This is a genomic window from Gloeotrichia echinulata CP02 (genome assembly GCA_038087035.1).
Classification (GTDB): Bacteria; Cyanobacteriota; Cyanobacteriia; order Cyanobacteriales; family Nostocaceae; genus Gloeotrichia; species Gloeotrichia echinulata.
Genome location: CP051187.1, coordinates 6,795,068 through 6,810,038, shown reverse-complemented (window position 1 = coordinate 6,810,038; position 14,971 = coordinate 6,795,068). Strand labels below are relative to the sequence as shown.

At 42.4% G+C, this 14,971-nt stretch carries 11 protein-coding genes; 7 read left to right on the top strand and 4 right to left on the bottom strand.

Annotation, left to right across the window (positions count from 1 at the left end):
- The first annotated feature begins 389 nt into the window (after window positions 1-389).
- The 5 genes from hflX (at window position 390) to HEQ19_30290 (ending at window position 5,734) form a co-directional block, all read left to right on the top strand.
- A complete protein-coding gene (gene hflX, locus HEQ19_30310; GenBank protein WYM03703.1) occupies window positions 390-2,135 on the top strand; it encodes a GTPase HflX in 1,746 nt (581 codons plus the stop codon).
- 356 nt (window positions 2,136-2,491) lie between these two features.
- Window positions 2,492-3,373 carry a 2OG-Fe(II) oxygenase gene (locus tag HEQ19_30305; GenBank protein WYM03130.1) on the top strand — a complete coding sequence of 294 codons (882 nt, stop codon included), beginning with the start codon at window positions 2,492-2,494 and terminating at the stop codon, window positions 3,371-3,373.
- A gap of 725 nt (window positions 3,374-4,098) precedes the next feature.
- Window positions 4,099-4,368 carry a glutaredoxin 3 gene (gene grxC / locus HEQ19_30300; protein WYM03129.1) on the top strand — a complete coding sequence of 90 codons (270 nt, stop codon included), beginning with the start codon at window positions 4,099-4,101 and terminating at the stop codon, window positions 4,366-4,368.
- Between the two features lie 95 nt (window positions 4,369-4,463).
- A complete protein-coding gene (gene gshB / locus HEQ19_30295; GenBank protein ID WYM03128.1) occupies window positions 4,464-5,438 on the top strand; it encodes a glutathione synthase in 975 nt (324 codons plus the stop codon).
- 137 nt (window positions 5,439-5,575) lie between these two features.
- Window positions 5,576-5,734, top strand: a complete 159-nt coding sequence (locus HEQ19_30290; protein ID WYM03127.1) for a hypothetical protein — start codon at window positions 5,576-5,578, stop codon at window positions 5,732-5,734.
- Window positions 5,735-6,163: 429 nt separating this feature from the next.
- On the opposite strand, the gene ftsZ is transcribed toward HEQ19_30290, so the two are convergent.
- From ftsZ to HEQ19_30270, 4 genes are all read right to left on the bottom strand, one after another.
- Entirely contained in the window at window positions 6,164-7,450 is a 1,287-nt protein-coding gene (ftsZ, locus tag HEQ19_30285; GenBank protein WYM03126.1) for a cell division protein FtsZ, read from the bottom strand.
- Window positions 7,451-7,482: 32 nt separating this feature from the next.
- Entirely contained in the window at window positions 7,483-8,061 is a 579-nt protein-coding gene (locus HEQ19_31540; protein ID WZI67071.1) for a hypothetical protein, read from the bottom strand.
- A 1,336-nt stretch (window positions 8,062-9,397) separates the two neighbouring features.
- The gene (locus HEQ19_30275) at window positions 9,398-10,219 is read right to left on the bottom strand and encodes an FtsQ-type POTRA domain-containing protein (GenBank protein WYM03125.1); all 822 of its coding nucleotides are present in this window, start codon (window positions 10,217-10,219) and stop codon (window positions 9,398-9,400) included.
- Window positions 10,220-10,567: 348 nt separating this feature from the next.
- Window positions 10,568-10,765 (bottom strand): helix-turn-helix domain-containing protein, encoded by a 198-nt coding sequence (locus HEQ19_30270; protein WZI67070.1) that lies wholly within the window; start codon window positions 10,763-10,765, stop codon window positions 10,568-10,570.
- A gap of 1,144 nt (window positions 10,766-11,909) precedes the next feature.
- Between HEQ19_30270 and HEQ19_30265 the strand changes: the two genes are divergently transcribed.
- Complete coding sequence (locus tag HEQ19_30265) at window positions 11,910-13,058, top strand: transposase (protein WYM03124.1); 1,149 nt, start codon at window positions 11,910-11,912, stop codon at window positions 13,056-13,058.
- A 464-nt stretch (window positions 13,059-13,522) separates the two neighbouring features.
- Window positions 13,523-14,854 (top strand): P-loop NTPase fold protein, encoded by a 1,332-nt coding sequence (locus tag HEQ19_30260; protein WYM03123.1) that lies wholly within the window; start codon window positions 13,523-13,525, stop codon window positions 14,852-14,854.
- Window positions 14,855-14,971 lie beyond the last annotated feature (117 nt).

Here is a 14,971-nt window from a genome sequence, read left to right as displayed (position 1 = left end):
TCTTGCACCTTTACGCATAAACAATGAATCCACAAAAAATATGTGATGCATCTTACCTTACGAAAATACAGTTTTTAGTCCTCTTATAGAGGACTTAAGCTATGAGACAGGGACTTATAGTCCCTGGCGGACTGTGAGAAAAGCGAAAAATTATCAATACTTAGTGATTTTTGTTGTGGATGACATAGTTGGTGCAAGATATCAAGGAGAATCCTAGCCAATGTCTTAAAAGTCAAGCAATCCGCTGGTATAATAGCGAATTCCACTGCCCAGCAAAAACATAAACTGATACATAAAGCAACTACCAAAAGATAGAGTTAACAGCCCCAACCGTGTTGTAAAATGAATAAAGAAGGATTTGGGGGACCATTCACTGGTCATATACGCCTATAGAGACTATCTACGGAAATCTCCAAGGTTTAAAGTCCAGCCAGCTGAAACAACTACAGCGGCTGTACCACCAGCGCATACCGGGCGATACCATCACTACGTCCGATTTTTCTCAGCGTCTGGCAGCAATCAGCACCGAACTAAATCAGCCCGTGTGTGCCTACCTCAACCGACGCGGCCAAGTGATTCGGGTGGGGGTAGGCACACCGCGTCAAACGCAAATTCCACCCTTGGAATTGCCACGTTATGGTGCCGAACGACTCAGCGGTATTCGATGTATTGCCACCCATCTCAAGCCAGAACCGCCTAATGAAGCGGCAATGACAGCGATGGCGATGCAACGTTTAGACGCTTTAGTGGTATTAAATATCACTGGAGCAGGCTTTACACGGAGGGGAGGCGGCGCCACAGGCTACGTCAAAGAAGCTTATTTAGCACACCTAACACCCCAAGAATCTCGCGCCTTGATTACCAGTACTCCTGGATTTAAGGTAGAGTCGGGCAATATCCCATCTCCAAATTGGCGAATATCGTCGCCTATCAGCTTGGATGATCTAGCCCAACAAGACTTTATCGACTTGGTGGAAAACCTAGAAGCAGAATTTCAGCGGGAATTTATTGCCCAGGAAGTAGATGCCGACCATGATCGCGTGCTACTTGTGGGAATAATCACCGATGAAATGACTCCGCAACAATTCCAAGACACCCTCATGGAATTAGCCATGCTAGTGGATACAGCCGGGGGAGATGTACTACAGACAATACAACAAAAGCGATCGCGCATTCATCCCCAGACCGTAGTCGGTGAAGGTAAAGTGCAGGAAATCGCCCTCACAGCCCAAACCTTGGGAGTTAATCTCGTCGTCTTTGACCGCGACCTTTCACCCTCCCAAGTCCGCAACCTAGAAGCCCAAATTGGTGTCAGAGTAGTTGACCGCACCGAAGTCATACTAGATATCTTTGCCCAACGTGCCCAGTCCCGTGCTGGTAAATTACAAGTAGAACTAGCACAGTTGGAATATATGCAGCCGCGACTCACTGGTAGAGGTCAAGCGATGTCCCGGTTAGGGGGTGGTATTGGGACAAGAGGACCTGGTGAAACCAAACTAGAAACCGAACGCCGAGCCATTCAGCAGCGCATTTCTCGACTCCAAAAAGAAGTGAACCAGCTCCAGGCCCATCGTTCCCGTTTACGACAACGGCGACAACATCGGGAAGTTCCCTCAATCGCATTGGTTGGTTATACCAACGCCGGTAAATCCACCTTGCTGAACGCCCTCACCAACGCCGAAGTTTACACAGCCAACCAGCTATTTGCTACCCTCGACCCCACCACACGCCGTCTGGTGATACCCAACGCCGAGACAGCAGAACCCCAAGAGATTCTGATTACAGATACAGTAGGATTTATTCACGAACTACCTGCATCCCTAATGGACGCCTTCCGCGCTACCTTAGAGGAAGTCACAGAAGCCGACGCCCTACTGCATTTAGTAGATTTATCTCATCCCGCCTGGTTGAGTCATATTCGCTCAGTCAGAGACATTTTAGCAGAAATGCCCATAACTCCAGGGCCAGCGCTGGTTGTTTTTAACAAAATTGATCAAGTCACTAGCGAAACCCTCGCCCTAGCACGAGAAGAGTTTCCCCTAGCAGTTTTTATTTCCGCAGGACAACGCTTAGGCTTAGAAACTCTACGCCAGCGCCTCAGCTTGCTGATTCAATACGCCGTTGACGCTCGGTAAACACGAAAACTAAATTGTTAATTTAATCTTAAAAATGCCGTAGTTCTCTTGACTACGGCATTTTCTATATATAATCAATCAAAAACATACAGCAATTTTCGTTTCTTTGAACAACAGATCCTTGTAGGGGCGCAAGGCCTTGCGCCCCTACCACCTGGTCTATTTACCTGAAAATCATTGTAATATCTGTACCTCATTTACCTGCAATCTGCTGTATTCATTATACCAATGCAAAAAATCTTTGCAACACATCTATAATCTGTAGGGGCGCAAGGCCTAGATCCCCTACCCTATCTGTCCCATTCTTTTTTCAAATTGGTATTAGTTCATGTCATGAATTATGAGAGCTAAAACTTATGCAATCAGCCCCGCAGCCACTAGAATCCAAAGATGTCAAAGTTCAGCTTCTTCTAGCTGGAGGACATGAATACACCGTTTATTTAAAATCAGATGCACCTTTACTCCATAATCTATTGAAAATTATTGTAGCTCGTGCTTACAAGCAAGAATCTACTAGTAATGGGTTATTTCAAATTCCCATAAATGCAGGACATTCTGTTTTGTGTTTTGCTAGCGAAAACCTTATTGGCATAGTTACAGAACCACCAATTTTGGTACAGCAAATTGAGGAAGTAAAACCTCAAGCTGAGGATATTATACCTTCTTATTATATCCAAATAGATAATTTTCTCCAACCAGAACAACATCAACGCTTAATCCAATACGTTCTAGAAAAAGAATCGGATTTTATCCCAACTAGCACTTCTACAAACGATGTTGATTATCGTAAATCTTTCGTTCTTTACTCTTTTTCTGAATCTCAGGAACTGATATTAAGTAGAATTCTAGAGACCATTCCTAATGTAATGAGCAAATTAGGGCTACCATCATTTACCATATCTCAAATCGAAAGCCAACTAACTGCACACAATGATGGCAATTATTACAAAATTCATAACGATAACGGTAGCCGAGATACAGCAACAAGAGAACTCACCTACGTTTATTACTTTTATCAAGAACCCAAGCCTTTTTCAGGTGGTGAATTAGTCATCTACGATAGCAAGATTGTCAATAACTTTTATGTAAGTGCTGATACTTTCAAAACAGTGGAACCTCGCAACAACAGCATTGTATTCTTCCTCAGCCGCTATATGCACGAAGTACGACCAGTTAGTTGTCCTCTTAAAGCTTTTAGTGATAGTAGATTTACCATCAACGGCTGGGTGCGTCGATAAGCAAATTCAGCATCAAACTCCTTAAATCTTCAGAGCGCAAGCCTAGGCATAGGTTCCAAGGTCTACCCAAAGGATTCTACTGTTGCCACACAACCTACAGATGTATCAGTTGCTAACTTGCAAGGTGGTTGGCAGTATAAGTCTAATATTATTAGTTCCAGCTTAGGCTTATTTGTTGTGGGTACGCTCAGACTCCTGAAGAAAAAGCCTCGTGTTTAAGATGTATACGGAAAGACACCGAATCGACCCTTTCTAGATTAGATACATTTCTCTAAAATTCATCAAATCAATACATAGCGGTGCTGATTTCGACGAGCTATATCCGACGAAAAAGCGCCGCTTCTTCTGATCAAACCAGGAAATGGTTAATTATCCGCCATATACAACCGTATATTCACTACATATTTTTTAGTGGTAAATACTGAATATTTTTTTGGATGTTAATTTAATCTCAGTGTTATTTCTGAAGTTAATAGTATTCCAAGCTGAATATAATTAATTCGTAAGATGCAAATCAAATAAATATTAGCTAGAGTCACAAATCCATAACTATAGTTAAAAGTCTAGAGTCAAAAAATTATTGATGACGGTTGACTGTTGATTTGGAAGTCCTTTAGACATATCTACTTAGCCGCTTTTGAGGTTGAGAGCAAAAAGGCATCAAGCGGCTATCGCCAGTGCCAAGGTTCTAAAATTAAGAAGTACTAAATCAAGTAGAGGACTTTATGACTGCCAAAGTAGAAATCTACACTTGGAGGACTTGCCCTTTTTGCATCCGTGCCAAAGGTTTGCTGAACAACAAGGGGGTGGAATTCATCGAATACAGCATCGATGGAGATGACGAAGCACGAGCTAAAATGGCTCAACGGGCAAATGGACGCCGTTCAGTACCACAAATTTTCATCAATGATAAACATATTGGGGGTTGTGATGATATCCACGATTTAGAAACTAAAGGCGAGCTTGATGAGCTACTAGCGTCTAAGGCTGTGTAATTTTTTCCATAAAAGCAAGTGTCAATCGGTCAGAACATCAGGAGATAATCTAAAGAGAATAATCATTAACCTTCCTGGTGATTGAGGCAAAAACCGTGAAACTCGCTTTTATCATTGATCCCATCCATCAACTTGACCCATGTCATGATACCAGTGTTGCTCTGATGGAAGCAGCCCAAATATTGGGTCATGAAATTTGGATGACACAGGCAAACCTGCTGTGTGTGGTAGACAGCAAAGCTTGGGCTATCGTACAGCAAGTAGAACTTGTACCAGTTCAGTTGGTGGAGGGACGGTGGAAAGCGGCCAATCCTTGGTATAAATTGGGCGCTAGCTCCTTAATTTCCTTGGAAACAATGGATGCCGTATTCATGCGGACAGATCCACCAGTCAATGATTCCTATCTCTATGCGACCTATATTCTGGATTACATAGACCAAAACAAAACCCTAGTGATTAATAGTCCTAGTGGTATTCGCGGGGCAAACGAAAAAATGTATGCCCTCCAGTTTACCAATGCGATTCCAGAAACCATTGTCAGTGCTGATAAGGAGATTATCCGGCAATTTGTGGCGGCAAAAGGGGCAACGGTTCTCAAACCACTGGGTAACAAAGCTGGAGAAGGGATTTTATTTTTACAATCAGGCGATCGCAATTTCAACTCGATTGTCGAACTCAGTACCTTCCAAGGCCGAATACCAGTCATGGTACAAACCTATTTACCAGCAGCAAAAGAGGGAGACAAGCGGATTATCCTCCTGAATGGCGAACCAATTGGTGCCCTCAATCGCCTGTCTAGTGGTAGCGACTTTCGCAATAATATGGCCACTGGTGGTACTGTCGCTCAAACCGAAATTACGCCAAGGGAGTATGAAACCTGTAGCCAAATCGCTGAAAAATTACGCCAAGACGGCTTAATTTTTGTGGGTATTGACGTTATTGGCGGCTACCTGACCGAAGTCAACGTCACCAGTCCCACAGGAATTCGGGAAATCGACCGACTAGATAGTATTAGTCTTGGTCATCAAGTTATTCAATGGCTTGAACAGACTTTAAAAACCCAAAAATAAAAATAATTTACTTTTTATCGTGTCTTTACACCCTACCAGAAGCCGGTGGTGAGTCTAGGCGATAAAACCAGTTGTTAATTAAAGGTTTGGGCGACATCTATCTATATAATTTTCTGGCATCTTGGCAAGCTTAGATAATGGCAGACAAGTTAGAAATGACAGCAGTAGATGATGCTGATATTCATCTTGCTGCGATGAAATATCGCTATGAGTTCAAAGACCAGCCGAGTCAGGGAAGCGTTAATCTCCAAGGACAGATAAGCAATTCAAAATTCAAAATTCAAAATTCAACTTAGTCAAAATCGAGTAATCACAATGGTTTTAGCCCCGGAATTTATGCAAATTAACTGAACCAAAGCATATACCTGCAAGATACAGATATAGAACGAGAGAGGGCATTCCTAATCAGTCAAGTATTGCTGCTTTTAGGAGAGATATCGATGTATTTCGTACACAACCAAGGGATGAAAATATTTCTTTCCCAATCCCTTTAAGGCTTTTTGTTCCCAGCAAAGCCACTGACATCCAAGCCAGTAGACTCGTGCCCAAATTAATTTTGTTCGTGGTTAGCTTTGAGGAGTGTGATCAACAATGGAGATCTTTGGGGATAACCACAAGCTGACTCCTACCTCAGGTAAAACCCTAGAACTAGCAGATTGTATACAGCATTGAACCTGATCCGAGACTTGAAAATCATCTAAAATCTCAAAACCGAAATCTGGAGATTATTTAGGTGGTGTCCGCCGGCGTTGCAGAAAATCAGGAATATCCAATACAGGTTTATGTTGAGGTTCGGGAATTGGTGCTGGGGGATTAACAGCTGGTGGCTGTGATAGGGGTCGTTTTGGAGGTGGTGTTACCACTCTGGCATTAGCTACGTTTTGTTGTGGTGCTGTTTGCACTTCACCTGTAAACCCAGTAGCAATGACAGTAATTCTTACCTCACCCTGGAGCCTGTCATCAATCACCGCTCCAAAAATAATATTGGCGTTGGGATCAACAACTTCATAAATTGTTTCAGCCGCAGCATTAACCTCATGGAGCGTCAGGTCGCTACCACCAGTAATATTAAATACAACGCCTCTAGCTCCTTCAATCGAACATTCTAGTAGGGGCGATGAAATAGCGGCGATCGCAGCTTCTCTAGCTCTAGATTTTCCAGAACTCACGCCGATGCCCATCAAGGCCGATCCTGCATCTGCCATCACAGCTCGCACATCAGCAAAGTCAACGTTAACCAAACCAGGGATCGTAATGATATCAGAAATACCTTGTACCCCTTGACGTAGTACATCATCTGCATAACGAAAAGCTTCTTGCACAGGAGTTTGTTCGGGGATCACTTCCAGCAACTTGTTATTGGGGATGATGATCAGCGTATCTACCCTACTTTTTAATCCTTCAATGCCTTGCTCTGCTTGGCTAGTACGGCGGCGTCCCTCAAACACAAATGGACGTGTCACCACCCCAACAGTGAGAGCGCCCATTTCTTTAGCTACCTCCGCGACAATCGGCGCAGCACCCGTTCCTGTGCCACCCCCCATACCAGCGGTGATAAATACTAAATCAGCACCTTCTAAAGCTGTGGCTATTTCGTCCCGTGATTCCTCAGCCGCCTTTTGACCAATAGCCGGATTACCACCAGCACCCAAACCCCGCGTCAACTTCTGTCCTATTTGCAATCGACTAGGTGCGCCAGCTAAGGTCAGAGCTTGAGCATCGGTGTTAATTGACCAAAATTCTACGCCACTAACGTCCGACTCAATCATGCGGTTAACAGCATTGCCACCGCCGCCACCGACACCAATCACTTTAATATTGGCGACTCGACCGGGAACAATTTCGCCAATGCGGTGAATGTCAGTAGTAATCTTCTTCCCGTCATGATTTTGGGCGTAGTTCAGCCCAGAGCTATTAAAAGGGTTGGTCGAGTTAACAGCCAGTGAGAATCCTGGTTGCCCGACAGATTGGGAGTTTTTATAGGTAAGCCCTTGGTTATTATCAAGTGTCATTGGATTTGTGAAAGGGTAGATAAACGACTTTTTCAGGTGTAATTCACCTCAGAGCCAACTTGATTTTGACACTGCCACAAGCTATGGCACTGTTTTTTATTGTTCTCACTACTTCCAACCCTAACAGGATTGCCAGTGCGAAAGTTCGTCATGTGATCAGGAGTTAACGCTGCTGATCGCACAACCAATTCTAGAGAAGTATACCGACATTTACCTAAAATAAATCTGTATAACTTCAACCAGAGATTAATATCTTCATTTCCATCTTGCCAATTTAGTTCGGCATCCCCTTGGCATTCCCAATGTCCTCCTATCTCTACTAAAAATTTAGATTTGTCATTAACTTTACAACTAAACAGTGTTGACTTTTTTTCCTTGACCGCCACAAATTCCGTGGAAATTCCGTATAGTTTAAAACATAAATCCCTGGAATATTGCTGAAAAGAAAAATTCTTTCTGGTTTCAGCATTGGCGTCCCAAGACAACTGTGACGGTAATGGTCGATCGGTAATCCCTGTACAAGCCACTCCATACCCAAAATTATGAGCAGATAGTATAACTTGTAAAGACGCGCCGTGGCGCGTCTTGTCTGCCTTAATCATAAGGTTCATAGGTTTTACCATTGGGGATGATTGCACTTTGAAGACAAAAAATCAGCCTTCTACTTACCTATCCTGAAGTTGGACGCAAAGAAAAAGTTGCCTGTCAGTTTATAGAAAACCCTGAATTATTTGCCGTTTAATGTACCTTAAAGGATACTTGGTTGGAGCAATATTTTACCCTATAGGAACCCTTATTAGTGCCGTTAACAAACCAGGTGTGCCCAAGATGCTTGACAACTCCATAAGGATAGCTGCACCCTGAAGTCAGCATCGACCTGCCAACAGCAGCCCTTACAGAAATTGTAGCCGCGTTTCCCGTTACGCCCAGAAACTGAGCCAGACCAGCATTGGAAGTATCTTCGAGGCACAATTGATCACAACGAAACCCGTTGTTTCTACAGGAAGTTACTCTTCGCGAATCTACACCAGTGACCTCAACACAGAGGTTGTGGCGGCACAAACCCTCCACCTCCTAGAAAGCCGCCCGGAGAGCGTCTATACTAGTTTCTTCTCCTTGTGAACCTCTGAACTAGCGCTTTTACACGCAAGCAACGAATAGAAAAAACTTCTCATTCCCTTCTATTCCGTTAAGAGTAACCTGTACCCTGTGTTTATTAAGAGTTAAATTTTCATGAAAAACAAAATTTTCTCTTTTATACTCTGGGTTCAGTCGAAGATAGGGTAGACAAAAGACCTTTTGGGCTGCAGATGCCATCCATCATCAGATTGTCTAACATTTTGCACCCCATCACTAGATGTCAGGGTAACAATTAAGTATTATTTCCTTCCAAAGGAGCTTTTTTGAGTCATTGTCCCATTTTAATTAGAAGTTAACGCCGACTTTTGTCTGGGTTACGGAAAAACTGACAATCATCAGAAAAATGGGTCCCAAACCCCGTCCTTCTAGGACGGCTTTACATGGTATAATCAGCACAGCCACTAGGTCCTTAATTGGTGGGTGAAACTCCCAGTGGCGGGACGTTCTGGTTAAAAGGCTGTTACTCTACATGGGTAATTCGGTACTCTGTACTCCAGTCCCAGCCCCCACAAGCAAGGACAATTAAGTGAGTGAGTAACAAGCATACGATAAGTAGACCCAATGGGCAGTTTACGCACTGCTTGGAGGGAGTAGGCGCAATTGACACCGCGCATCGCATGACACCGGGATACGGGTAAACGGTTCTGGGAGTTGTGGTACGAGCAATGCCATTCCTGGTATCTCCTTTTAAAGAATCTCCTCGCCTAAAGGCAGGAGAGTGTCAAAAATATATTTATCAGCATAAAACTTCTGGATGCGCTTGGAGCTTGAGATACATTGCCTGATATTTCTAAAGATTGCGGGAGTTTATTTTTTGGTTTTTTGGTTCATTTGTACTAATGGAGTTTGCGGATTTTTGAGATCAATGTACTCTATTTGACTAGAATTTAGTTTCGTGGGTAAATATCGCAATTGGGCGAGTACCTTGATTTGTTGAGGCAACTGGGAACTCATAGCACCAAGATGCACATTCCCTAGTTCTGTTTTAAAAATTACATTCGTTGGATCTTGGTAATCAATTTCGGTGACTTTTACGGAACTTTGACTGACAGCTTCATAAAGTTTAGTCCAGTAGGGTCGGTATTGTTCCGGGGAACCAATAACTTTGAGAGTGGGTAATTTGACAGTGGGATTAAGTGACGTGTATTTTTCTAACGGCATCCAAACCCCACTTGCATCTAGTAAGCCGGTAGATACTTGTTTATTGCTAGGATTTCGCTCCTTGCTCATTTGAGCCATTGCTACAGGTACTCGTTCCTGAATTTCGATGATTAATCCAGGCGGAAACAAGCGACGACTAACGGTTGCTTGAGCAATAGTCGGTTGTTGCTTCAAAGAGTTGGCGATCGCCGACGGTTCAATCCGCCATAATGACTGGGGATAGGATAACACTAGCAGTGACTTGATCGCCTCTTGTGTCAGTAATTGATTGCCTGATTTCATCACAATTTGTTTGGGAGCATTTAGCACCCACATGGGCTGGATAGCCACCCACAACAAACCACCCGCCAAACCACTAATGGCAACAGTTCGCCAAATAGCTTGAAGAATTTTCATCTGCCGCTGCTGTCGTAATTTTTTCCGACGCTGGGCTAAATCCATGCGGGAAACTGATACTATGTCAGCCATTTAAACCCCTTTCTGGTTTCAGTCCGAAGTGACTTAATTTTATTAACACTCCCACCCCTATGAGGATACCAATGACGAATAGGGAGTCTGACCCATTTTATCCGTAATCTGATGATGATCGTTTTTTGGGTAGAAGGCAATAGTCCGATCCAAAAAAGCTAACAAATGCGGCTCTTCCGTACTTAGCGTGCTGAATTTATTAAATAATCAGCTTGAAACCCTTGCAGAGCTAAGATAATAGCCATTATTTTCTGTATTTTATATCATATTGCTAAAAATTAAATTATGAACGCCTGTAAGCCTTACTTTTAAAGCAAATTTATAAACTTTAATTAATAATTAAGCACGCTAAGTACGCAAGAACCGTAAATCTATGGCTGTAGGAAATTTAATTTTCTCATCAGGGTTTGTCCGATTATGTATGAGTACCTGTTGACATAATGCTAAACCTTGATTCCACGCGTGTCTGGCTACTCCTGCGTGTTGTGCCAGCAGTAGACGTTGTTGTTTGTTTACCTTCAGTTGTGTCTTGAATCCTAGTATCATGATTGTATTTTACAGCCAAATGCCAAAGTAGTTACTCATAGCAGATGACTTGGCGTCGGAGCATAAGTGATTAATTGGTAGCAATTGTTAGCTTTTCAGTTACTGTTGATTAACCCTACTGTCCCGCAAATGACGGCAAAAACCCTGATTTTACCGTGCGATAATGACAGTTTAGAGCAAGCACACTAGGATTTTGGCACTACTAATTTTGCATTTAACAATTGGCTGTGTTGATTGTGAATCGAGTGTAGCCTGTTTTTTGTGGGCTGAGATCTATTACCTGTGAATAAAGCTACATCAAAGGTATTGACGAATCAAAGTGAAGCCAGTATAGTTTAAGCTGATATTTTCCAGTGATGGCACTGATACAAAACTGTATTGACCCTGCCAATTTTAGATTTTAAATTTTCGATTTTGGATTGTTCTTTCGGTAGCTTGCAGACCCCTTGTGAACCGAACAAATCTAAAAGACTCTCTACGTTAAGTGCAGGACGCTACGCGAATGCGGAGCGCGTCGTAGACAGACACGCAAGGGAGGAGGACTCGCGCTTCGCTTAGTAGGTTATGTGAAGTACTCCGGCAAGATCCGCTGAAGCCGGAGCTTCAAAAGAAACAACCATCATCGTTTCGCGTCTCGTTCGCCGTTGCTCTGTTGGGCGTACTCATTACTGAGGAAGCGGAACCAAATCCGGTCTAAGTCTTACACAGCGTCTCTGGTATTTCTACCTTTATCTTCTCAAGAGAGAACCCGCGCAGCTATCCGCCTTCTATCGACAGTTTGATTACTTTTCGTCTTACTCGCCTTGGATTTACGACAATGGTCAACCAGCTAGGTTTTCAGCTTAAGCGATCTCTGCCGAGTACATACTTTATACCCCAAGGGTGGCCTCTTAGTCATTCGGGTGGGTCAACAACCATCAATATTGTCTCACAAACACTGACGATTCCTCAACCATCCCGATCTCTAATCAACCAGGCGGTTGATGTCGGCTCAAGATGTTTTCGTCATCGTCCACTGTCCATCCCCACCTTACTTCGTTGAAGGTGGGGACTTCCGTGATTCCGTTAAAATTTTATCTGATAATTACCAAAGAAATGGGTTTAAAGCCTCGCCCTTCTAGGGCGACTTTGATATAATATTGCCATGATTACACTAAAGTTTAAGCTGTACGAACACAAAAGGAATAGACACCTGAAACGCATGATCAACGCCGCAGGGATAATCTATAACCATTGTATTGCTCTACATAAACGGTACTATCGCATGTGGGGCAAACACTTAAACTGTGCAAAACTCCAGTCTCATATTGCCAAATTGAGAAAACGTCATCAATTTTGGCAATCAATAGGTTCTCAAGCGGTGCAAGATATCTGTCAACGCATAGAGAAAGCCTACCAATTATTTTTTAAACATAATAAGAAAGGAGTCAGACCACCGAATTTTAAAAAGTTTAAAAAATACAAATCATTCACTCTTAAACAAGCAGGTTATAAACTCTTAAGTGGGAATAGAATTAAAATTGCCAATCGAGTTTATCAATTTTGGAAATCTAGAGAGGTAGAGGGCAAAATCAAAACATTAACCATTAAACGCACTGCACTAGGTGAGTTATTTATGGTGATTGTAGTTAATAATGAGTTAGAACCAGAAATTAAATCAACGACTGGTAAAATAGCGGGGTTTGATTTCGGATTGAAGACATTTCTAACTTGCTCTGATGGAACTTTAATTGATTCTCCACAATTTCTCAAGCAATCTTTGAATGCTATTAAGAAAGCTAGTAAGAACCACTCCAAAAAGGTAAAACGGTCAAATAATCGTGAAAGAGCTAGAAAAAATTTAGTTCGTCAACATGAAAATGTTTGTAACCGCCGACGTGATTGGTTCTGGAAATTAGCTCATGAATTGACAGACAAGTTTGATGTTTTATGTTTTGAAACCCTAAACCTCAAAGGTATGCAACGTCTTTGGGGTAGAAAAATATCAGACGTGGCTTTTGGAGAATTTCTCCAAATATTGTCATGGGTAACTAAAAAGAAAAACAAACAACTTGTTTATATAGATCAATGGTATCCATCTAGTAAAACTTGTTCTCATTGTGGGCATATTTTAGAAAATCTAGATTTATCCATAAGACAGTGGCGTTGTCCGTCTTGTCAATCAATTAATGGACGTGATGAAAACGCCGCGAGAAATATTCAAATGGTTGGGGCATCAACCATTGGGTTAGGTGATGTTAGACTGGCAAGAGCCAGCAATTGCTGTTTGACTCCAGAATCTCCGCCCTTTTAGGGCGGGGAGTATGTCAAAAACTATTAATTTAACCAGTTGATAATACTATTGTATCTTGACATAAATGACGTAAAATGATAACAAAGCATGAACCAATAGCTAAGTATGTTGCTAGAATTAATACAATTATTAGTTAATAAACCCCTATACAGGCTAAAAAATCTAATATCTAGTAGCTTTTTTTTACATCAAAACCAAGACATAAAGGTTTAGACGAGATCAGGTAAAAGCTATACATTGTCAAAAGCTCAATAGCAGGTGTAAAAAGGACAGATACGCTCAACGTATAACGGACAATTAATCTCTACCATAGTACTTTTGGTTACTAACAGGTATTCCGCAGCTAGTGATCTCCTACGCAACATCCAAATTGCGAGAGAATTATTGACTGAGACTTTTGGTAGAGAAAGTTTCTATATAAACAGACCAACAACAACTGCATCTACATCTACATCTACATTTACATGAGAACGACACTGAATTTGTCACGTTTTTATAAAGCATGTAACCCTAGCTACACACTGAATATGGGTGACGTGCTGGATCGGCAGTATTACATAGATTTTGCTGATGTACGTGGTTGCAAAATTGTGGAAGAATTGCAACGTACTATCAGCCGGATTTCTCCAGATGAGCCAACTTGCCAGTTATTTACGGGTCATATTGGCTGTGGTAAATCCACCGAATTACAACGCCTCAAGGCAGAACTGGAATTAGCGGGATTTCATGTAGTTTATTTTGAATCCAGTCAAGACCTGGACATGGCCGATATTGATGTCAGCGATATTTTGCTGAGTGTAGCCCGTCAAGTCAGTGTGAGTTTAGAAGGAATTGGCATCAAACTGAAACCGGGTTACTTTACGAATTTGTTTAAGGAAATTGGGGACTTTTTGCAAACCCCGATAGAATTATCAGGACAAGCGGAATTGTCTTTAGGTATTGCGAAAATTACTGCCAAAACCAAAGATAGCGCTCAAACCCGTAATCAACTCAGACAATATCTAGAACCACGTACCAATAGTATCTTGCAAGCGATTAACGAAGAGATATTAGAAAAAGCGGTCGAACAGCTAAAGCAGCGTGGTCAAAAAGGTTTGGTAGTCATTGTAGATAACTTAGATCGAGTGGATATGCGTCCTGTAGCATCTGGGCGTACCCAACCAGAATATCTTTTTATCGACCGAGGCGAACAGTTACGCCGACTGAAATGCCACTTAGTTTACACAATTCCCCTAGCCCTAATTTTTTCTAATGAATACGAGACACTCAAAAATCGCTTAGGCGGAGGGATTGCGCCCAAAGTTTTGCCAATGGTACTAGTGCGTCAAAGAGACGGTAGCGATCACGAACCCGGAATGTCACTATTGCGCCAGCTAGTGCTAGCCAGAGCTTTTCCACAAATTCCCTGGAATGAGAGGCAGTTTTTAATCACAGATTTATTTGATCAGCCCGAAACCTTAGATCGAATATGTCGTGTCAGTGGTGGTCACATCCGTAACTTATTAGGCTTGCTTTATAGCTGCTTGCAACGCCAAGATCCACCTTTTGCCAGGGATTGCTTAGAAGCTGTAATTAAAGACTACCGCGATGATTTGCTATTAGCTATTGATGAATATCAGTGGAAATTACTATTTGAAGTAGTGCAGCAGCAAAGTGTCAAAGGCGAGTCTGACTACCAGAGCTTACTACGAAGTATGTATCTGTTTGAATACCGTGATCCTCAAGGGCGTTGGTTTGGTATCAGTCCAGCATTAGCAGAAACAGAACAAGTCCTCATTTGGCAGCAAAATAAGTAGCCTTCATGAACTGGGGACACTTCGGCAAGCTCAGTGCATCGCTGGGGATTGGGGATTGGGGATTGGGGACTGGGGGGTAGTATTTTTTACGTAGAACTTCAGCGGAAGCATCAAGCA

Bases quoted from the DNA above. Each gene is read 5' to 3' on its own strand.
- grxC (WYM03129.1), top strand. From the start codon at position 4,099: ATGACTGCCAAAGTAGAAATCTACACTTGGAGGACTTGCCCTTTTTGC.
- HEQ19_30275 (WYM03125.1), bottom strand. From the start codon at position 10,219: ATGGCTGACATAGTATCAGTTTCCCGCATGGATTTAGCCCAGCGTCGG.
- ftsZ (WYM03126.1), bottom strand. From the start codon at position 7,450: ATGACACTTGATAATAACCAAGGGCTTACCTATAAAAACTCCCAATCT.
- HEQ19_30270 (WZI67070.1), bottom strand. From the start codon at position 10,765: ATGATACTAGGATTCAAGACACAACTGAAGGTAAACAAACAACAACGT.
- HEQ19_30260 (WYM03123.1), top strand. From the start codon at position 13,523: ATGAGAACGACACTGAATTTGTCACGTTTTTATAAAGCATGTAACCCT.
- HEQ19_31540 (WZI67071.1), bottom strand. From the start codon at position 8,061: ATGAACCTTATGATTAAGGCAGACAAGACGCGCCACGGCGCGTCTTTA.
- HEQ19_30265 (WYM03124.1), top strand. From the start codon at position 11,910: ATGATTACACTAAAGTTTAAGCTGTACGAACACAAAAGGAATAGACAC.
- HEQ19_30305 (WYM03130.1), top strand. From the start codon at position 2,492: ATGCAATCAGCCCCGCAGCCACTAGAATCCAAAGATGTCAAAGTTCAG.
- HEQ19_30290 (WYM03127.1), top strand. From the start codon at position 5,576: ATGGCAGACAAGTTAGAAATGACAGCAGTAGATGATGCTGATATTCAT.